Origin of the sequence: Syntrophus aciditrophicus SB, from assembly GCF_000013405.1 — a bacterium.
GTDB lineage: Bacteria > Desulfobacterota > Syntrophia > Syntrophales > Syntrophaceae > Syntrophus > Syntrophus aciditrophicus.
This window is the reverse complement of record NC_007759.1, coordinates 1,647,016-1,666,941: the sequence shown is the minus strand read 5'-3', so window position 1 is coordinate 1,666,941 and position 19,926 is coordinate 1,647,016. Positions and strand designations below refer to the sequence as shown.

Below are 19,926 nucleotides of genomic sequence, written 5' to 3'. Positions count from 1 at the left end.
ATTCAGGTATTTCTTGACAAAATCGAATCAATGGATACATTTTTTAAATGTCTTTAAAATAAATAATTTTTAATATTTTACTTCCTTGAGAAGATGCGTTGAAAAGATATGGCTGAAGATTACTATAAAATTCTTGAACTTGAAAAAACGGCGACAAGCGACGAAATAAAAAAGGCGTACCGGAAACTTGCCTTAAAATATCATCCGGACAAAAATCCAGATAACAAAGAAGCAGAAGAAAAGTTTAAAAAAATCAGCGAAGCCTATGCCGTTCTCAGCGATCCGGAAAAGCGGAAACAATACGACAGCTTCGGTTCAGATACCTTCAGCCAGCGGTATACGCAGGAGGATATTTTCCGGAATTTTGACATCAACTCGATTCTTCGGGAGATGGGCTTCGGTGGTCTGGGAGGTTATGGCCCCTCGGGCTCCCGCACGTATCGTGGAAGAAATCGAACCTATGGAACGCAGGGCGGCTATGATCCGTTTGCCGAGCTTTTCGGAGAGCAAGCTCAGTACGCTCGTGTTCCGCAGAAAGGTCAGGATCTTCAGTACAATCTTTCCATTACCCTTGAAGAAGCGGTGTTCGGTGGTGAAAAGAAAATTGCTCTTCAAAAAGGGGATAAGGTTGACGAGCTCAACATAAAAATTCCTAAAGGCATCAATACGGGAAAGAAGCTGAGACTGGCCGGTAAAGGCAATCCAGGTCTTGAAGGCGGGCCTCCCGGCGATCTGTATTTGAACATCACAGTCCTGCCGCATCCTCTTTTTTCCCGGGAAGGTAATGATATTTATATTGAAAAGACCATTAATTTCAGTCAGGCTTCATTGGGAACGACCATTGAAGTTGCTACGATAGATGGATCGACAAAGCGGATTAAAATTCCTCCGGGAACTCAGAACAATACGCGGATTCGAATGAAAGGCTATGGTGTTCCCAATCTCAAGGGCGGTGCCAGAGGCGATCAATACGTGAGAATCACCGTCAGCGTCCCGAAAAAATTGTCAGAAAGGCAGGCGGCGCTGATTAAGTCACTTGCTGAGGAAGGTCTGTAGAAATAATCTCTTTGTCCTATAAGATATATTATGTAAACCAGAAGGACTATTTTTATATCAGTTCCATATCTCCGATTACGCCCATCTGTTTCTCCAGAATAATCAATATTCCCAGGACACCCTGAATGAGAGCTCCCGATTCGAGGGCATGTTTTATATCGGCTTTATTCATGACTCGATTCCCAATAGCCGTCGCCGCAGCATCAGCAAGAGCAGCTGATTTGGCTTTCACGCATACGGCATCTGCTTTTCCAAAGCTGATTGAATGACCAACCGTTCCCGATGAGGTGCAAATACCCAGCGGTGTGTCACCTGGTTTTATCCTTAAGGCGATTTGATAACTCAAGGGTGAATCACCCGCAAAAACGGCAATGTTTAATTCTTGCGACGCATTGAGAAAAATATCTCCTCCATTTTCAACAACGACCTGGGATGAAGAGTTCATAAGATCCCGCCCCACAAATTCCGCGACGGCCCCCGCCACCGCAGCTAAAGGACCAACACCGGCGTATCTACTGGCCTTCAGCATGGCCTTCACAATCGGCGGGGCCAGATCATCTTCAGGCAATGGTCTGAAGGATGTAACAAATTCAGGGTGAGACTGCATGTAGTATTTGAGATGAGTGCGGTAATGATGTACAGAGGCTGCCGCGTTATTTGTCAGATCCTGATCCGCCTGAATAAAAAGATCGGTCTGTTCTTCACAGACATGAAACGATGTCAGAAATTTACATGAAATCTGATTTCGGTATGTTCGCTCAATGTATTTCATCTTACATGAAAATCATCACCCCTTCTCCAAGAATTATATTGGCTTCTCTCTTTAATTCCGGGCTGATGGATAACTTTGCCTTGTCACCGAGATAGATCTTTGTTTCACAGGAGCCATTGATGAGATGAAGATATGCGTCATATTTTCCTTTATAATTTTTGGTTAACTGATGCAGCCTGTCGACAAGATGATCTGAGGTACCGTTATTTTCGATGTCCACCATGAAATGGACGCTTGAAAAAGGATTGTATTCCGTTTCAGATAAAAGCGAGGCTTCTTCGGCGATTACTTTCACATTTTCTTCCGCTACATCTAGTATGCCTTTTACAAAAATCGGGGCATCACCGTGAAGGATATCCGTCACTTTTTTATAAATTTCAGGAAAAAAGATTACATCCGTCGCTCCTTTGAGGTCTTCAAGGGATACATAGGCCATGATTTCTTTTTTCCGCGTAAAGACTTCCCGTATTCCGGACACAATACCCGCCAGGGAAACCGGTTCCTTGTCACCCTTTTCCAGAATGCCGGCTGAGTCCGTATTGGCTACCATGCTGATTTTGGACGCATAACCCTCAAGCGGATGGCCTGTAACATAAAATCCGAGAAATTCCTTTTCATGGGCAAGTAATTCTTTAGGGTCCCATTCCTGAATTTCAGCCGCAGAGGAGTTGGCATAGGATCTCTTTTCCTCAACTCCCAAGTCTTCCATATCGTCAAAAAAACTGGCCTGTTTGCTGGCCTTGTCCTTCTGACGCTTTTGAGAAATCTCGATGATGTTCTCATATTCCGACATCAGTTGCCGCCGCCTCTGTCCTGTCGAATCAAAAGCGCCACACTTGATCAGACTTTCGAGAACGCGCTTGTTTACCTTCTTAAGGTCGGTCCGATTACAGAAATCTTCAAAGGATAAAAATTCTCCTCCTTTCTGCCGTGAAGAGATCATGGCATCGATCGCACCCAGTCCAACATTTTTGATGGCCGCGAGCCCGAAGCGAATGCGGTTTCCAGCTACGCTGAAATCCCGCTGAGATTCATTAATATCCGGAGGAAGAATCGCAATCCCCATTTCCTTGCAGACATGAATATATTTGATGATTTTGTCCCTGTTGTCTTTTTCACTGGTCAGCAGCGCAGCCATAAATTCAACGGGGTAGTGCGCCTTGAGATAGGCGGTCTGATAAGTAACCATAGCATAGGCCGTGCTGTGCGACTTATTGAACCCGTAGGAAGCAAAGGTTTCCATTTGCTCCCAGATCTTCCTGGTTTTCTGCTCCGGAATGCCGTTGGCCTTTGCCCCCTCCATAAATTTGGGGCGTTCCGTCTCCATCTTGGCCGTGTCTTTTTTGCCCATCACCTTACGGAGCGTGTCCGCTTCAGACATCGAATATTGAGCAATAACACTTGCGATCTGCATGACCTGTTCCTGATAAAGAATAACGCCGTATGTTTCTTTCAGTATGCCTTCCAACTGGTCAATTTCGTAGATGATCGGGGTTTTCCCTTGTTTCCTGGCGATAAATTCAGGAATCATATTCATGGGACCGGGACGGTAAAGGGCGATCAATGCAATCAGATCTTCGATGCAATCCGGTTTCATACGGACGAGAATTTCCTTCATTCCGTCACTTTCAAGTTGAAAAACTCCATCTGTTTCGCCCTTGCTGAGCAGTTTGAAGGTATCGGCATCATTCAGTGGCAGATTTTTCAAGTCAAGATCTGTTCCAAGACCCTCCTTAATGAACGAAAGCGCGTTTTTTATAACTGTGAGCGTTTTCAGGCCCAGAAAATCGAACTTGGTCAAACCCACGGTTGACAGATCATTCATGGAAAACTGCGTCGTCACATCATCTTTCGGGCTTTTATAAAGCGGAACTCTTTCCACAAGCGGCACATCCGAGATCACGACTCCGGCCGCATGCACAGAGGCATGGCGGTTTAATCCTTCCAGTGATTTTGAAAGCTTCAACAGTTTCCGAATTTTTTCATCGCGCTTAGCAGCCTCCTGAAGGCGAGGCTCCATCTCCATAGCATCATCGAGAGATATATTCAGTATGTTGGGCACGAGTTTGGCAATGGAATCCACTTCACCATAAGGAATGTTCAGCGCCCTTCCCACGTCACGAATGACTGCACGGGCCTGCATTTTACCGAAGGTGATGATCTGAGAGACTTTGTCTTCTCCATACTTTTCCGTCACATAGCGAATAATATCGCCGCGCCCCTCGGGGCAGAAATCAATATCGATATCAGGCATGCTGATTCGGTCAGGGTTCAGAAATCGTTCGAAAAAAAGGTCGTAGCGAATTGGATCGATGTCGGTAATAGTTAAGGCGTAAGCAACAAGACTGCCGGCTGCTGAACCACGTCCGGGACCGACGGGGATGTTCATCCTTTTCGCGTAGGAAACGAAATCGGAAACAATCAGGAAGTAACCGGCGAAACCCATAGATTTGATAATCTTCAGTTCGTCAGCCAGTCTCTTTTCGTATATTCCCCTGACTTCCTCCCCTCTTTCGTCAACAATTGGGGGCATTCGTTCCGCAAGACCCTGAATCGCCACTTTTTCCAGGCGATCTTCCAGAGTTTCATCGCTGCTCACTTCGAACTTTGGAAGATAAAATTTACCGAACTCAAAAGACAAGTTGCATCTATCAGCTATTTCCTTTGTATTCTCTACTGCTTCCGGACAATAGTTAAACAACTGCTTCATATCATCCGGCGACCGGAAATAAAAAGCATCAGTTGAAAATCTCATCCGGTCGGAGTCATCCAGTGTCTTCCCTGTCTGGATACATAACAAAACTTCATGGGATTCTGCGTCTTCCCGATTAAGGTAATGGCAGTCATTGGTGGCAGCCACGGGTATCGAAAGCTGTCTGGAGATTTCCAGCAATCCTTCGTTTGCGGTTTTCTGTTCGGGCAAGCCGTTCTCCATGATCTCCAGATAAAAATTGTGCTCACCAAATATCTGCCTGTAATTCTCAGCAGCTAATAAGGCATCCTTAAACTTATCCTTTAATATATAATTAGCAATCTCCCCATTCAGACAGGCACTTAGAGCAATGAGTCCTTTGTGATATTTCTTTAATAGTTCTTTGTCTACCCGGGGACGGTAGTAAAATCCATCCAGATAACCAAGGGAGGACAATTTCATCAGATTCTGGTAGCCCTGATAATCCTTGGCCAATACGAGAAGGTGACGTGCTGTATCGCCGATGCTGCCGCCTGTTTTTTCGAAACGGGTTTTTGGGGCCACATAAAGTTCGCAACCGATAATCGGCTTGATTCCTTCTTTGCATGCCGCCTGATAAAAATCAATCGTACCGAACATATTTCCATGATCCGTCATCGCGACGGCCTGCATTCCGAATTCTTTAGCCTTCGAGATCAGATCCTTGATCCGGATGGTGCCGTCAAGCAGACTGTACTGCGTATGGACATGGAGGTGAACAAACGTTTCAATTTTCATCGGATGTTACTTTCAAAGTTCTGGTTTTCAATCAAGCCAGTAATTAGGTGCTTCCTTTGTAATGATCACGTCATGGACATGGCTTTCCCGAAGGCCTGCCGATGTAATCTTTGTGAAGCGCGCTTTCTCCCTCAGTTCCTTTATTGTCCGGCATCCCACATAACCCATGCCGGCCAGGACTCCGCCTTTCAATTGGTGGATACTTGCGGACAATGAGCCTCGAAAAGGCACCCTGCCCTCTATGCCTTCAGGAACGAGCTTCAGGTTGCTTTCTATATCGTCCTGGTAATAACGATCCCGACTGCCCATTTTCATGGCTTCAAGCGATCCCATGCCGCGATAGACCTTATAACTTCTCCCCTGAAACAGGATGGTTTCTCCGGGACTTTCTTCGGTTCCCGCGAAAAGACCGCCGATCATGACGGAATGGGCTCCCGCGGCGAGCGCTTTAACGATGTCTCCGGAGAATTTTATCCCACCATCGGCGATAACCGGGATATTATTGCGGGCACATACCCTGTATGCGTCCGCGATTGCGGTGATTTGAGGAACCCCTACACCGGCGATGATGCGCGTCGTGCAGATGGATCCGGGTCCCACGCCAACCTTCACGGCATCGACACCCGCGTCGATCAGGGCCTGCGCTCCCTCTGCGGTGGCTACATTGCCCGCGACCAGTTCACAATTGGGGAAATTGCTCTTTGTATCCCTCACTGCGTCGAGAACACCTTTTGAGTGACCATGAGAGGTATCGATTACAATCACATCCACACCAGCATTCAACAGGGCGTCAACCCGTGCTTCCCGGTCCAGGATTCCTACGGCTGCCCCCGCTCGCAGCCGTCCGAGGGAATCTTTACAGGCATTGGGATATTTTTTGATCTTTTCAATATCCTTGATCGTTATCAAGCCTTTCAGGTTATAGGATTCATCAACCACCAGAAGTTTTTCAATCCGATGTTTATGAAGCAGTCTTTTGGATTCTTCCAGAGAGATGTTGGCGGACACCGTCACCAGATTTTCCCTGGTCATGACGTTTGATACCGGCTGATGCAGATTCTCTTCGAAGCGCAGATCACGGTTTGTCAGAATACCCACAAGTTTTTTATTTTTAACCACGGGGACACCGGATATTTTGTAGCGATGCATCAAATCAAGGGCTTCACTGACTTTCTGTTCGGGTTCGATGGTAATCGGATCGACAATCATTCCGCTCTCCGACTTTTTAACCTTGTCGACTTCAAGGACCTGCCTTTCAATGCTCATATTGCGGTGAATAATACCGATCCCCCCCTCGCGGGCGAGGCAAATGGCTGTGGCAGACTCTGTGACCGTATCCATTGCAGCCGCAACGATTGGTATTTTCAGGGCTATCCGATTCGTAAGCCACGTCGAAAGGTCTGCATCACGAGGGAGTATTTGTGATTCCGACGGTAAAAGCAGTAAATCATCAAATGTGAATGCTTGTCTTACATGATCATCTAACATATTAAACCTCCGGGAAGGAAAAGCGACTCATGGCTCCAGCCCCTTCTGAGCAGCTCAAATTTGAAAAAATAAACTATGGCAGTCGGCTCTCGTCGTCTTTTTTAAAAATAATAGAGCCGCCACAGACATCACGCATTACTGGTTTTGGTATTACTTCGATGAAATGTTGTAACGACTGTCATTGATGGTTATGAAATAACGATCGTTTTCTCTATCATATTGAATATATTCTGCAAGCTGGTAATAACTTTTTCTTGTAAAACGGGCTTCGAAGCGTTTGTTTTTAATTGAGCAATAAAGAACGTTTTCCTCTCCCTGACGCAACGTGGTCGGATCCAGTTTTTCGACGCTCTGATCAGAAAGAAGGATATTGAAACTCATGGCTCCCTCTTTTTCATTGGATGCAGGTTCTATGGATATGACCGTGAAAGGAACATCCTCAACCTCAATATAAAAAGTCTCTTGGTCTTTCTTGATCAGATATCTTCCCTGCTGGTCAATATCCAGACTCTGAAAGAACAACTCCAGAATGTCCTTTCGGATCATTTCGTTTCCTTTGTAGTACCAGACACCGTCTTTGTCTATCCTGATATCTATCGAAGGGATTTCATTTTTTAAATCCTCAGTCATAAAAGCCTCTCTTTCTTAAAAAAGCCTTTTACTGTCAAGAAGCATTGTTACCGGTCCGTCATTGACCAGACTGACCTTCATCATCGCCTGAAATATTCCTGACTTGACCACAGGGATCCGTTCCGATGCCTGATTAATGAAATGCGAATAAAGAATATTTGACCGTTCCGGGTCTTCCGCGGATGTAAAGGATGGCCGCCTGCCCTTTCGGCAATCTCCAAGAAGTGTAAATTGCGAAACGACAAGCATTTCCCCGGAAATGTCTGACAAAGAACGGTTCATCTTTCCCTCTTCATCTTCGAAGATTCTTAAATTAATCACTTTCTCCAGAAGGAAATCCGCATCGGAGAAGTCATCCCCCTTCTCGATGCCGAGGAAAACAAGCATCCCCTTTGAAATATCGGAAACAATCCGATCATTTACTTTAACAATGGCTTTATCGACTCGTTGAACAACCGCCCTCACGCTTCCGTCCTTCCCAGTTTAATGGGGGTGCATGTTATCAATAATGAAAACAGCCTTCAAGCATTTTCTCCGAAGGATTTTAATGTTGTCATGAATGCAGTATTAATGATACTTTTCCATTTTTCTGTATCGAAATATTTTGTTGACAACATGAATTTTTATCTATATATAGCTTAGCCTCCAAGAGAAATCCGGTTGCTGATAACTGGATTATCTTAGTTTGTGCGTTATTAAATAAGTGGGCCCTTAGCTCAGCTGGTAGAGCAACTGACTCTTAATCAGTAGGTTGTCGGTTCGATCCCGACAGGGCTCACCAATAAGATAAAGGACTTGGTCAATCTGGCTTAAGTCCTTTTGCTTTTTGAATATCCAAATAATTGTATAGTTCGATGCGTCAAAAACAAATTTTAAAACAAAATATGACAACAAAGAATCATTGCATACTTCAAGAAACACTCAAAAAATGCGCATGTGGGAAAAAGGCAAAAGATATCTGGAGACTCAAACGAAATAATAAAAAAAACGGAGGTAGATACAGCTAAATTAAACCGTGTAAAACGATGGAACAAACTGACTCGTGGAAGCAGTTTCTATTGACTCAATGAAACACGCTATTATCTTTATAATTTAAGATGCTCCCAATGTGATTCCCGGAATTGCTTTATCATGTTTTTGAGTATAACAGTTATAAATTCAACTTCATATATATCTGAGTTTCTATCGGCCTCCTTTTCGCTGAATTCATTTTCTTCCGGCGGCCTGCTGATGTTCTGCAGTTTAGATTCATACTTTCGCAATTCGCTTTCAAGGGTAGTTATCTGTTGATCCCTTGACATCGATAACAGCTCTTCCGATGGTGTAACCTTGATCCGTCCCTCCATGATTTTTATTGAAAACAATTTTTCGATATTCAATTTTCGACCTCCTTTTTCCAAAAGTTCAAAGCCTCTTCTGTCCAATCTTTCCCTTTCTCTCCATACAAATTTAAGAAGACTGGGAAATCAAAAAAAGAGAGTGTTCTGTACTGAACTTAACCTGAACACAAAATCACTATATATCAAAAACTTCCTGAAAGTCCATTTCCTGATGAGGCAGGACACCAAACATTGCGGGAAAAAAGAAAGGGTTGACGATTCTCGTCAGCCCTTTCTTTTTTACTGGTCGGGGCGGCAGGATTTGAACCTGCGACATCCTGCTCCCAAAGCAGGCGCGCTACCAGGCTGCGCTACGCCCCGGATGATTTACAAACTTCTTTTATTCAGTTCCAATCGAGTCCGCAAGCTCTCCTTCAGTGCGAAAAGGGCTTTTGCCCGGTGACTCAAGCGATTCTTTTCCTGTGACGTCAACTGTGCTACGGTTTTTTTGAATTCCGGGACATAAAATATCGGATCGTAACCGAATCCGCCGCTTCCCTGGCGGGCTTCGCTGATCAGACCGTCCCATCGACCCTCAAAAGCTTCATAGCTTCCTTCAGGAGAATACAAAACTATCGAGCACCGGAAAGCTGCGGTCCTATTCTTCAAGGGAGTATTTGCCAATAAATCCAAAACTTTATCAATGTTACGATCATCGTCGGCATCTTCACCGGCAAAACGGGAGGAGTAAATTCCAGGTTGACCATTCAAGGCAGCGATTTCCAGACCGGAATCGTCAGCCAGTGCTGTTTCACCCGTAAATTCGGAAATCGTTTTTGCTTTCTTCAGAGCATTTTCAAAAAAAGAAGACCCATCCTCAATGACCTCTGGGACATGGTCATACTCTGCCAATGAAACCAGATCGATATCAAGACCTTCAAGGATTGCACGTACTTCCCCGATCTTTCCTTCATTGCGGGATGCGAAAACGACTTTTTTTCTCAGATCTGTCCTCCCAGGATCTCTCTCTGAACTTCCGTCAACTTTCTGATTCCTCTTCCAGCCAGTTCGACCATTGCGGTCAGTCTGTCCCGCCCGAAAGGAACCCTTTCCGCCGTTCCCTGCACTTCAATAAATTCGCCTGCGCCCGTCATGACCACATTCATATCCACGTCCGCACGCGAATCCTCTTCGTATTCCAAATCAAGCAGGAGTTGACCGTCAACGACGCCCACACTTACTGCGGACACGTAATCCCGTATCGGCATGGTCTCGCAGATGCCCTTTTCCTTCATTTTTCGGAAAAGATCAACCAAGGCCACAAAACTTCCTGTGATGGACGCTGTTCTTGTTCCCCCATCAGCTTGAATGACGTCACAGTCAATGTAGACGGTATTCTCGCCCAAACTGTCCAGATCGGTTACTGCTCGAAGGGATCTGCCAATCAGCCTCTGGATTTCATGAGTTCTTCCCCCGATATGGCCCCGCACAGATTCCCTCTGGTTTCGTTCCTGGGTAGCCATGGGAAGCATCGCATATTCAGCTGTCAACCAACCTTTTCCTGAATTTCTCAGAAAGGGCGGGACCTTTGCTTCCAATGCCGCTGTACAGATTACCTTTGTATCCCCGACTTCAATGAGGACTGACCCCTGGGGGTGCTTCAAATAATTCCGGGTGATTTTCACTTCCCGAAGTTCATCCTCATGACGACGATTTTTCCTCAATATTCCGATGCCCCTGTATAAAAGTTACGAATGAGACGCTGAAAAAAAGACCCGTGATCAGTAAAGTTCTTTTATGCTCCTGCTGATCGCGTCGGCAATAGAAGATTGGATATCCCTTTCAGTGATCTTTTTCCGGTCCTCCGGATTGGAAACGAAACCCAGCTCAATAACCAGTGCCGGTTTGGCTATGCCTTCAATTATGGGAACTGGTGCTTCTCGGAGCCCCCTGCCCTTCCGCGGAAACACCTGTTCCAGATTCTTCTGCAGGATATAGGCAAGACGGACACTGTCATTAAGGTATTTATTCCGTTGCATATCTTTCAGGATTACGGAAGAATCCCCTGAGTCGCCCTGCGTCTGTCCTTTGAATCCGGGAAAATAAATTTCAAAACCCGATGCCTTTTTCCCAAATCCCGCGTTGATGTGGAGGCTGATAAACACATCAGGAGCCGCCCTGCGAACGATCTGTTCTCTTTCCTGAATATTCAGTTCCCTGTCTGTGTCTCGAGTAAGCTGAACACGGATTGCCGGTGTCGACGCGAGTTCCTTTTGAATCATCAGGGCAATGGCAAGGGTCACATCTTTTTCATAGAATTCATCAGAAAATTTGACGCCCCGGTCTGGACCACCATGGGAGGGATCAATCATCACAAACAGACCTCCGTATGCCGGTGAGATGGATAACGGCAGGAGGGAAAAAACGAACAGAAGAATAACCGCACAGAATGCTCTTTTATTTTTGCAAGTCGAATTTACCATATGCCGGATTGTCTTCCCTGTATCATGCTCAATGAGGTGTGCCTCTCATACAGCAAAAAACGAACACCTGTCAATAAATAAGTGGGGGACATTAATCGGATGGCCGGGGTTGCTCTTTAGTCTGATGAACCCTCTCCACAGAAATGACATCTTTGAGCTGTTTGATTGCTGAAGTGAGGGCATTCAACTGTCTCAACCCGGTCACATCGATCCGGAAAAAACAAATGACTCGACCATCCTTTCGGGTTTCAACCCTCGCCGAGCTGATATTGACATCCAGTGATGAAATGGCTGAACTGATTTCCGCCAGAATACCTTTCTGGTCCTTACAGGTGACGACCATATTTACGGAGTAGGTCTGACTGGCTTTTGCACTCCAGGAGACATCGATGATCCGTTCTGAATCCAGTTCCTGCAACCGTTCACAATCAACGGTATGAATGGCTACGCCTCGCCCTCTCGATATGTACCCGACGATCTCATCACCGGGGATCGGGTCACAGCATTTGGCAAACCGCACCATGATATCTTCAATACCGGTTATGGAAATCCCTTGAGAGGCGTCTCTTTTACCTTTCCTGGATATGGTTTCGTCAGGAGGTTTTTCACTGACACCGATCTCTTCGTGGACAAAATAATTAACGATCCGTTTCGCGGAAACTCGGCCGTATCCCACAAGGGCCAGAAGATCATCCAGTGAATTGACAGATAATTCATTATAGAGATCGCGGATTTCATCAGATTTGACGATCGAGCTGAATTTAAGTGAATGTTTTCTGAACTCTTTTTCCAGAAGATCCTTTCCAAGGGAGATGCTTTTTTTGCTTTCTTCCGCCTTGACCCAGTTCTTGATTTTCGATCTTGCCCTGGAGGTTACCGTGTGCTTCAGCCAGTCTTTGCTGGGATGATGGCCAGCCTGAGTGATAATCTCAACGATATCTCCATTTTTAAGTTCATATTTAAGGGGAACGATACTCCGATTGACCTTCGCACCGATGCACTGGTGTCCCACATCGGTATGGATGCTGTAGGCAAAATCAATCGGCGTGGCCCCTTTGGGGAATGACCTGACATCTCCCCCAGGCGTAAAAACATAAACTTCATCCGGAAACAACGCCAGTTTGAGATTTGACATGAACTCACGAGGGTTCTTCAACTCCTGCTGAACTTCCAGCAACTCGCGAAGTTTTCGAATCTGTTCCTCGTCATCCCCTGGAAGCGATCGTTTTTCCTTATATCGCCAATGAGCGGCGATCCCCTCCTCCGCCCACTCATGCATTTCCCTCGTTCGGATTTGGACTTCCACCCGCTGGCCATAGGGGCCGATGACGGTCGTATGAAGTGAACGATAGTTGTTCGCCTTCGGCATGGCGATATAATCCTTAAACCTTCTGGGTACCGGGATCCACAGAGAATGAACGATGCTGAGGGCTTCGTAACAATCTTTTTCCTTGTCGGAATCCAGAATGATGCGGAAGGCAGTCAAATCATAAACCTCGTCAAAATTGATTTTCTGCTCATGCATCTTCTTGTGAATACTCCAGAAATGCTTTGCCCTTCCTTCAACGACGCCTTTCATGCCGTACTCATCGAGTTTTGCCTGAATTATGCTTTTGACTTCCTCGGTATACTCATCTCTTTTTTCCCGCTTCAACGCAATGCGCCGAGACAGATTTGCGTATGATTCGTAATCCAGGTAACGGAACGCAATGTCTTCAAGTTCAACCTGCATTCGATAGATGCCCAGACGATTGGCCAAAGGTGCATATAACTCCATGGTTTCTTTTGCTATATACTTCTGTCTTTCAGGTGTATGAAACTCGAGGGTTCTCATGTTGTGGATACGATCCGCCAGACGCACAAGGAGAATTCTAATATCCGCTGACATGGCCAGAATCATCTTGCGAAAATTTTCCGCCTGACGTTCTTCCTGACTGCTGAAGGTAATCTTGCTGATCTTTGTCAGTCCGTCGACAAGGAACGCGACATCTTTCCCAAAGAGCTCTTCGATCTGTTCAAGAGTTGTCAGGGTGTCTTCCACGGTGTCGTGCAGAAGTCCCGTTGCTATAGTCGCCGCATCAAGTTCCATGTCAGACAGAATGCCTGCAACCTCCATGGGATGGGTCATATAGGGCTCGCCGGAGAGACGCACCTGCCCCTGATGGACGGATGCCGAAAAGATATAGGCCTTTTCAATCAACTCCTGTTCTATGGGAGTAAGATATTCCTGTGTTTTATCGAGGATATCTGTAATCCTGAGCATGAAGCCCCTTCTTTATTGCTGATGAAGCCGGTTTTGCCAATGATACATAATATAACAATCAATTGTTGATGTATGGGAATGTATGGAATCGAATATTTCTGATATTCACAATACATTCAAAAGATTAAATATGATTCGCTCATTTTTCCTTCAATGACGCGAAGGATCATCTTTTCAACGGAATCCACCTGGACATCGGATGTCTCGCCTGTATCCCGCAAACGAACCTCCACTTTACCTTCGGCCAGTTTTTTGGGCCCGACCGTCACTCGGATCGGTATTCCGATGAGGTCTGCATCCTTGAATTTGACGCCGGCCCGTTCGTCCCGGTCATCGAGAAGCACTTCCGCGCCCTTGCCGGCCAGACTTTCATAGAGACGTTCCGCTGTCTCGGCGAGGGCCTTATCATTCATGTTTACCGGTGTGATGATCACCTGATAAGGGGAGATCGGCATCGGCCAGACAATGCCGTTCTCGTCGTGGTTCTGTTCAATGCAGGCCGCCACGGTCCGGCCGGTGCCAATCCCGTAACAACCCATGATCATGATCTGCTCTTTTCCATTTTTATCCAGATAGGAAGCCCCCATGGCCTTGCTGTATTTTGTTCCCAGTTTGAATACATGTCCGACTTCGATTCCCCTGGCGAATTTAAGCGCCCCCTGGCAGCGTGGGCAGGAATCCGTTTCCCTGGCAACCTTCAGATCCGCAAAAGCCGATATCTGGAAATCTCGGCCTTCGTTGACATTCCGCAGGTGATAGTCTTCTTTGTTGGCGCCCATGACGACGTTTTTCATGTTCAGCAGCGAATAATCCGCCAGAATTCTGGCCTTTTTTATGCCGATGGCCCCGGCAAACCCGCGCGGGGCGCCCGTGACGTCCTGAATCATGTCATCCATGGCCAGTTCAAGCTCCTGGCATTTGAGATAATTCTTGACCTTGATCTCGTTGACCTCTTCATCTCCGCGAACCAGAACAGCTACAGGATTTCCGTCTGCATTGAAAATCAGCGTCTTGACAATCTCCTGCGGCGTCACATTAAGAAACGCACAGACTTCGTCAATTGTCCGCGCATTGGGCGTATGAACCTCCGTCAGCAGCAGCATTTCATCATTGGAGATTTCCATCTTTTCTGGAGGATGGACCTCTGCCTTTTCCAGGTTGGCCGCATAAGAGCATGTTGCGCAGAATACCAGTCCGTCTTCGCCTGAATCGGCCATCACCATGAATTCGTGGGAAAAGCTTCCTCCAATCGTCCCCGAATCCGCTTCGACTGGACGAAAGCGAAGACCGCAGCGGGCGAAGATTCGTTTATAGGCTTCAAACATCTTCTGATAGCTGATTTCTGCTCCTTCTTCATCGGCATCGAAACTGTACGCGTCTTTCATTCCGAATTCCCGACCGCGCATCACTCCGAAACGGGGACGAATCTCATCCCGGAATTTGGTCTGGATCTGGTAAAGGTTTTTGGGAAGCTGCCGGTACGTCTTGATTTCATGACGGACCAGATCCGTAATGACTTCTTCATGAGTGGGACCCAGACAATACTCCCGATCATGCCGATCCCGGAAGCGCAGAAGTTCCTTTCCATAATGTTCCCAGCGTCCCGACTCCTGCCAGAGTTCCGCCGGCTGAACCATAGGCAGATATACTTCCTGAGCGCCCGCCCGGTTCATTTCCTCTCTGATAATCTGTTCCACCTTGCGAAGAACCCGGTAACCAAGTGGAAGATAGGAGTATATTCCTGCTGACAATTTTCTGATCATCCCCGCCCTGAGCATGAGCTGGTGACTGACAACCTCTGCATCTGAAGGTATTTCCCGTTCTGTAGGCAGGAACATTTCCGAATATCGCATTTGGCCTCCTTGATTTTTAATAAATGATAAAAACAGCGAGCCGCTCGGGTTGGGCACACACCCTGCCGATCCCGGCGCTCACTTCAATATACGAGTTATTCCCCTGTCATCTCCTGTATTTCCTGAAGCAAAGCCTTGACAAATTCTTCCTCTCTTATCTTACGGATCACCTGCCCCTTTTTGAAAAGCAGGCCCATTCCCCTGCCGCCCGCAATGCCGACATCAGCTTCAGCCGCCTCGCCTGGACCGTTCACGACACATCCCATGAGGGCTATCTTCATGTAATCTTTCATTCCGGACAAGGAGTGCTCGACCTGCTCAACCAGGCCAAAAAGATCGATCTCACAGCGTCCGCAGGTGGGACAGGAAATGATATCCGGCCCTACTCTGCGAATATCCAGGGCGCGCAGAATGTCGTAAGCGATTCCAATTTCCAAAACCGGACTGCCGGTGACTGAAACACGGATGGTATCGCCTATCCCTTCGTGCAGGAGAAGTCCCATGCCGATGGAGGACTTGACAGCGGAAGTGACAAGAGTGCCCGCTTCGGTCACACCCAGGTGAAGGGGATAGTCGGTTTTATCCGCGACAAGCCGGTAAGCGTCAATCATGGTGGGAACATGGGATGATTTGAGGGAGAGTTTGATCCGGTCAAAACCCATATCCTCAACAAAGGCAAGATTGTTCAAGGCGCTTTCTGTCAGCGCATGGGCTGTTGGGCCGCCGTGCTTTTCCTGCAGTTCCTTTTCGAGCGATCCGGCATTCACACCGATCCGGATGACCGTATTGTGATCCTTTGCAGCCCTTACAATTTCCGCAATATTCTTTTTACCCACATTTCCCGGATTGATCCGAATCCCGTCAACATCCTGCTCGATGGCCATGAGGGCATAATGATGATTGAAATGGATATCGGCAATCAGGGGAATGGAAATGGACTTTTTTATTTTTCCCAATACGGAAGCGGCTTCAGCATCAGGCACTGCCACCCGGACAATTTCACAGCCGGCCTTTTCCAGGGCTTCAATCTGCTCTATCGTTTCGCGGACGTTGCGTGTATCCGTGCAGGTCATGGACTGAACGGCAACCGGGGCCCCTCCACCAACCTGAACCTTTCCGACATTGACCGCTTTGGTCTTTCTTCTCTTGACCTGGTTATTCAATGAAATTCCTTATACTTTGATATTTGCTAATCGGTATAGCACAAAGGCATAAACACCTTCAATGAGGAATATCCGAAGTTCCTGGAATGAAATGATTACGGGAGCAGCGACATATTTCTGCCGCTCGCCGCGTTTTTCAGATTCATGGCAGGTTATTTTTTATGGTGGTGAGGGTTTCCAGGTTGACTCAGAGGGTTTCCATTCAACAGGAGCGCAGGACATGCCTTTTCTTGCCATGAATGAAGGGTTCTGTGGAAGGCCTTCTGTAGAGCAAAGATCAGTGCCCCCGCCAGCAGTGAAGGCACAGCTGATCTTTCGACAGGCCGATGGCTTCGATCATGGATTCAATATTGAGGTATTTCAAAGTCGTCACGTTCAAATCTTTGCGGATCCATTCGACCATTCTGGCATATTCCGCCGAACGGCAATCAAGATACGGTGCAACGTCATCAGGATCCTTTCCCTCGATGGCCCGGATGGCGCGTCTGGCAGCCAGCTCCGAAAGAGAGCGTGTTGATGATCCATAAGGGCATGTAAACATGAGTGGCGGACAGGCGGCCCGAATATGAATCTCTCGAGCGCCGTTATCCCACAGTTTCTTTATGGTGTAATTTTTCAACTGCGTGCCTCGTACAATCGAATCATCGCAGACGATCATCCGGTTGTCTTTGATGACATCACGAATGGCACTCAGTTTCATGGTGGCCACAAGATCACGGATATCCTGAGTGGGAGGCGTATAACTCCGACCATAGCCGGGCGTGTATTTGACCAGAGGTCGGCGATAGGGAATTCGTGATTCCGCTGCATATCCCAGGGCATGCCCGACGCCTGAATCCGGTATGCCGCAGACCAGGTCAGCCGCAATGCTGTCCTCTCTAGCCAGAGCCCGCCCACAGTGTTCCCTTGCGTTTTCCACTGAAATTCCTTCATAAGAGGAGGAAGGCGTGCCGGTATAAATCCAGAGGAACGCGCAGACTTTCTTTTCCGGATTCTCAGGCCGCAAGGTCCTGTAGCCGTCGGCGGTCATCAGAACAATTTCTCCCGGACCGATAAATTTCACCAGTTCATAGTTCAGATTGGGAAACGAGCTGGATTCCGTCGCTACGGCGTACCCGTCTCCATCTCTTTCCCTTCCCAATGCCAGAGGAAATCGGCCATATTTGTCTCTCGCGGCATAGAGGCCTTCCGATGTCAAAATCAGAACACAGATTGAGCCCTCGATGACTTCCTGCATCTGCACAATGCCCTCGACGAGGCTTGTACTCCGGCTGATCAGCTTTGCCACTAGATCGACTGTGTTGACGGCGCCTCCCGCCACTTCACTGAATGAGGTTCCCTCTTGAAGCAGTTCATGAGCGAGACGATCCTTATTGGTGACCAGACCCGAAGCAGCAATCGCAAAGGTGCCGAATTTGGAGCGGATAATCAAAGGCTGCGGCGATTCATCGTCAATGGCTCCGATTCCGGCCGTCCCTCTCATCTGACGGTAATGATCGATAAATTTCGATTTGAATTGCGCCTGACTGATGCTGTGTATGGCTTTATGAAAACTTTTTTCTCCGATTACGGCAAGCCCCCCGTTTTCCGTTCCCAGGTGGGAATGATAATCTGTTCCATAAAAAAGAGGCTTTATGCAGTTTCCCTTGGAAACAACCCCGAATAATCCGCCCATGGCATGTTTACCTGTAAAATTTTATAATTTTTTTAAACTTAATCATTCAAATTTATGGTCAACTTAACCGTTTCAAGGCCATCCGTATTCGTTCCAGCCCTTTTTCAATAAGAGCCATGGATGTCGCGTAGGAAATACGGATATGCCGGTCGTTCCCAAATGCAATGCCCGGCACTACGGCAACCTCGGCTTCATCAAGAAGATATTCCGCCAGTGTTGTCGAATCTAAAATTTTCTTATTTCCGCAGCGCAATCCATACAAGGACTCCACATTGGGAAAGACGTAAAACGCTCCTTGGGGCTCCAGGCACGAAATGCCGTCGAAACTCTCCAGTGTTGAAACCACGTAATCACGTCGTTTTTGAAATTCTGCCACCATCCCGGCAATAATCTGCTGATCGCCGGTCAGAGCTTCCACTGCAGCTTTCTGGGAAATCGAGGAGGGATTGGATGTACTCTGACTCTGAATCTTTGCCATGGCCGCGATAAGAAATTCGGGAGCTGCGGCATAACCGATTCTCCATCCGGTCATGGCATAGGCCTTTGAAATCCCGTTGACGACGACAGTCAGGTCTTTCAATGACGGGTTGACGGCGGTTATGTTCCAGAAAGGAAAATCATCATAGATAATTTTTTCATAAATATCATCGGAAACGACAATCAGCTGATGATGGAGTACCACCTCAGCCAGGGCGGCAAGTTCTTCTTTCGAGTAGACGCAGCCCGTCGGGTTTGATGGACTGTTGATTATGACGGCTTTGCTGTTTTTAGTGATCGCCGCTTCCAGTTCAGCGGGCGTCATTTTAAAGCCGTTTTCCTCTCTGGTTTCCACGATTACAGGCCGGGCGCCCGTCAAAAGAACGATATCCGGATAGGAAACCCAGTAGGGACTTGGAATGATGACCTCATCCCCTTCGTCAAAAAGAGCCTGGGAAAGATTGAAGAGCGTATGCTTGGCTCCGCAGGAGACAATGATTTCCGATCGTCTGTAGGATAGATAATTATCCCTTTTGAGCTTGCCGATGATTGCGTCTTTCAGTTCATCGATTCCTCCGACAGGCGTGTAGCGGGTAAAATTGGATTCCACCGCATGGATGGCAGCCATCTTAATATGATCGGGGGTATTGAAATCCGGTTCCCCTGCCCCGAAATCGATGATATCCCGCCCCTCAGCACGCAGGGCGCCGGCTTTTGCGGTTATGACCAGCGTCGGTGAAGGTTTTATCATAGATACTCTTGATGCCAGTTTCATAATCATCATTTACCCTTATTCATTAGTGGATATTTTTCCTGCATTTTTCTGAAAACCACCTCCGGTACAAGACCTTTCGGAGAGCCTCCAAGGCGGGAGGCCTCTTTGATAATTGTCGAGCTTGTATAAAACCACTTATAGCCTGTCATGAGGAAAACCGTTTCAATGTTGCGATTCAGGCGACGATTCATCAAAGCAAGCTGAAACTCATATTCGAACTCTGACATGGCTCTCAGCCCCCGAAGAATGACATTTCCCCCTTCTTTGCGGACGTAATCCACCAGAAGACCGTCATAACTGTCGACGCGGACACCTTTTCTGTCATGGAGTGCTTCCTGAATCATTTCTATCCGTTCCTGAACAGTAAACAGAGACGACTTTGCTGCGTTGTATGCAATGAGGACAATAAGCTCGTCAAACATCGACAAGCCCCTTTTAATGATATCGAGATGACCATTCGTAATAGGATCGAAAGAACCGGGGTAAACAGCAATCTTCTTCAT

At 47.1% G+C, this 19,926-nt stretch carries 16 protein-coding genes and 2 tRNA genes; 2 read left to right on the top strand and 16 right to left on the bottom strand.

Translation table 11 applies throughout. The annotated features are described in order from the left end of the window. Positions 1 to 108: 108 nt before the first annotated feature. Positions 109 to 1,056 (top strand): DnaJ C-terminal domain-containing protein, encoded by a 948-nt coding sequence (locus SYN_RS07700; protein ID WP_011417515.1) that lies wholly within the window; start codon positions 109 to 111, stop codon positions 1,054 to 1,056. Positions 1,057 to 1,108: 52 nt separating this feature from the next. Here the strand turns inward: SYN_RS07700 and SYN_RS07695 are convergent, their stop codons facing one another. The 5 genes from SYN_RS07695 to dtd all read right to left on the bottom strand — a co-directional run bounded on the left by SYN_RS07695 (position 1,109) and on the right by dtd (position 7,880). Further along, positions 1,109 to 1,828, bottom strand: coding sequence for a UPF0280 family protein (locus tag SYN_RS07695; RefSeq protein WP_011417514.1), 720 nt, complete (start codon positions 1,826 to 1,828; stop codon positions 1,109 to 1,111). A gap of 1 nt (position 1,829) precedes the next feature. After that, entirely contained in the window at positions 1,830 to 5,297 is a 3,468-nt protein-coding gene (locus SYN_RS07690) for a DNA polymerase III subunit alpha (RefSeq protein ID WP_011417513.1), read from the bottom strand. A 27-nt stretch (positions 5,298 to 5,324) separates the two neighbouring features. Continuing rightward, complete coding sequence (gene guaB, locus SYN_RS07685) at positions 5,325 to 6,785, bottom strand: IMP dehydrogenase (RefSeq protein WP_011417512.1); 1,461 nt, start codon at positions 6,783 to 6,785, stop codon at positions 5,325 to 5,327. Between the two features lie 150 nt (positions 6,786 to 6,935). Then, complete coding sequence (locus SYN_RS07680) at positions 6,936 to 7,415, bottom strand: DUF1285 domain-containing protein (protein WP_011417511.1); 480 nt, start codon at positions 7,413 to 7,415, stop codon at positions 6,936 to 6,938. A 15-nt stretch (positions 7,416 to 7,430) separates the two neighbouring features. After that, positions 7,431 to 7,880 (bottom strand): D-aminoacyl-tRNA deacylase, encoded by a 450-nt coding sequence (dtd, locus tag SYN_RS07675; RefSeq protein ID WP_011417510.1) that lies wholly within the window; start codon positions 7,878 to 7,880, stop codon positions 7,431 to 7,433. 240 nt (positions 7,881 to 8,120) lie between these two features. On the opposite strand from dtd, the gene SYN_RS07670 reads away from it, so the two are divergent. Beyond that, positions 8,121 to 8,196: transfer RNA gene (locus SYN_RS07670), tRNA-Lys, on the top strand. Between the two features lie 304 nt (positions 8,197 to 8,500). Here the strand turns inward: SYN_RS07670 and SYN_RS07665 are convergent. The 11 genes from SYN_RS07665 to coaD form a co-directional block, all read right to left on the bottom strand. Next, positions 8,501 to 8,794 (bottom strand): hypothetical protein, encoded by a 294-nt coding sequence (locus tag SYN_RS07665; RefSeq protein ID WP_041584866.1) that lies wholly within the window; start codon positions 8,792 to 8,794, stop codon positions 8,501 to 8,503. Positions 8,795 to 9,038: 244 nt separating this feature from the next. Beyond that, positions 9,039 to 9,115 (bottom strand) — tRNA-Pro (locus SYN_RS07660). A 6-nt stretch (positions 9,116 to 9,121) separates the two neighbouring features. Next, complete coding sequence (locus SYN_RS07655; RefSeq protein WP_041584865.1) at positions 9,122 to 9,739, bottom strand: XTP/dITP diphosphatase; 618 nt, start codon at positions 9,737 to 9,739, stop codon at positions 9,122 to 9,124. Further along, complete coding sequence (gene rph / locus SYN_RS07650; RefSeq protein WP_011417506.1) at positions 9,736 to 10,458, bottom strand: ribonuclease PH; 723 nt, start codon at positions 10,456 to 10,458, stop codon at positions 9,736 to 9,738. Before rph ends, SYN_RS07655 begins: the two co-directional genes overlap by 4 nt. Before the next feature lie 57 nt (positions 10,459 to 10,515). After that, positions 10,516 to 11,106: an N-acetylmuramoyl-L-alanine amidase gene (locus SYN_RS07645; protein ID WP_237671338.1), complete on the bottom strand. Its 591-nt coding sequence runs from the start codon at positions 11,104 to 11,106 to the stop codon at positions 10,516 to 10,518. 202 nt (positions 11,107 to 11,308) lie between these two features. After that, positions 11,309 to 13,480 (bottom strand): RelA/SpoT family protein, encoded by a 2,172-nt coding sequence (locus SYN_RS07640; RefSeq protein ID WP_011417504.1) that lies wholly within the window; start codon positions 13,478 to 13,480, stop codon positions 11,309 to 11,311. 116 nt (positions 13,481 to 13,596) lie between these two features. Then, positions 13,597 to 15,333 (bottom strand): proline--tRNA ligase, encoded by a 1,737-nt coding sequence (locus SYN_RS07635; protein WP_041584864.1) that lies wholly within the window; start codon positions 15,331 to 15,333, stop codon positions 13,597 to 13,599. Positions 15,334 to 15,428: 95 nt separating this feature from the next. Beyond that, positions 15,429 to 16,496, bottom strand: coding sequence for a flavodoxin-dependent (E)-4-hydroxy-3-methylbut-2-enyl-diphosphate synthase (gene ispG / locus SYN_RS07630; RefSeq protein ID WP_011417502.1), 1,068 nt, complete (start codon positions 16,494 to 16,496; stop codon positions 15,429 to 15,431). 277 nt (positions 16,497 to 16,773) lie between these two features. Then, a complete protein-coding gene (locus tag SYN_RS07625) occupies positions 16,774 to 18,171 on the bottom strand; it encodes an amidophosphoribosyltransferase (RefSeq protein WP_011417501.1) in 1,398 nt (465 codons plus the stop codon). A 58-nt stretch (positions 18,172 to 18,229) separates the two neighbouring features. Beyond that, the gene (locus SYN_RS07620; protein ID WP_308732996.1) at positions 18,230 to 19,399 is read right to left on the bottom strand and encodes a pyridoxal phosphate-dependent aminotransferase; all 1,170 of its coding nucleotides are present in this window, start codon (positions 19,397 to 19,399) and stop codon (positions 18,230 to 18,232) included. 29 nt (positions 19,400 to 19,428) lie between these two features. After that, complete coding sequence (gene coaD, locus SYN_RS07615) at positions 19,429 to 19,926, bottom strand: pantetheine-phosphate adenylyltransferase (RefSeq protein WP_011417499.1); 498 nt, start codon at positions 19,924 to 19,926, stop codon at positions 19,429 to 19,431.

Coding starts and splice junctions, on each gene's coding strand:
- SYN_RS07700 (WP_011417515.1), top strand. CDS start 109: ATGGCTGAAGATTACTATAAAATTCTTGAACTTGAAAAAACGGCGACA.
- SYN_RS07695 (WP_011417514.1), bottom strand. CDS start 1,828: ATGAAATACATTGAGCGAACATACCGAAATCAGATTTCATGTAAATTT.
- SYN_RS07690 (WP_011417513.1), bottom strand. CDS start 5,297: ATGAAAATTGAAACGTTTGTTCACCTCCATGTCCATACGCAGTACAGT.
- guaB (WP_011417512.1), bottom strand. CDS start 6,785: ATGTTAGATGATCATGTAAGACAAGCATTCACATTTGATGATTTACTG.
- SYN_RS07680 (WP_011417511.1), bottom strand. CDS start 7,415: ATGACTGAGGATTTAAAAAATGAAATCCCTTCGATAGATATCAGGATA.
- SYN_RS07645 (WP_237671338.1), bottom strand. CDS start 11,106: ATGATTGATCCCTCCCATGGTGGTCCAGACCGGGGCGTCAAATTTTCT.
- SYN_RS07640 (WP_011417504.1), bottom strand. CDS start 13,480: ATGCTCAGGATTACAGATATCCTCGATAAAACACAGGAATATCTTACT.
- SYN_RS07635 (WP_041584864.1), bottom strand. CDS start 15,333: ATGCGATATTCGGAAATGTTCCTGCCTACAGAACGGGAAATACCTTCA.
- SYN_RS07625 (WP_011417501.1), bottom strand. CDS start 18,171: ATGGGCGGATTATTCGGGGTTGTTTCCAAGGGAAACTGCATAAAGCCT.
- SYN_RS07620 (WP_308732996.1), bottom strand. CDS start 19,399: ATGATAAAACCTTCACCGACGCTGGTCATAACCGCAAAAGCCGGCGCC.
- coaD (WP_011417499.1), bottom strand. CDS start 19,926: ATGAAGAAGATTGCTGTTTACCCCGGTTCTTTCGATCCTATTACGAAT.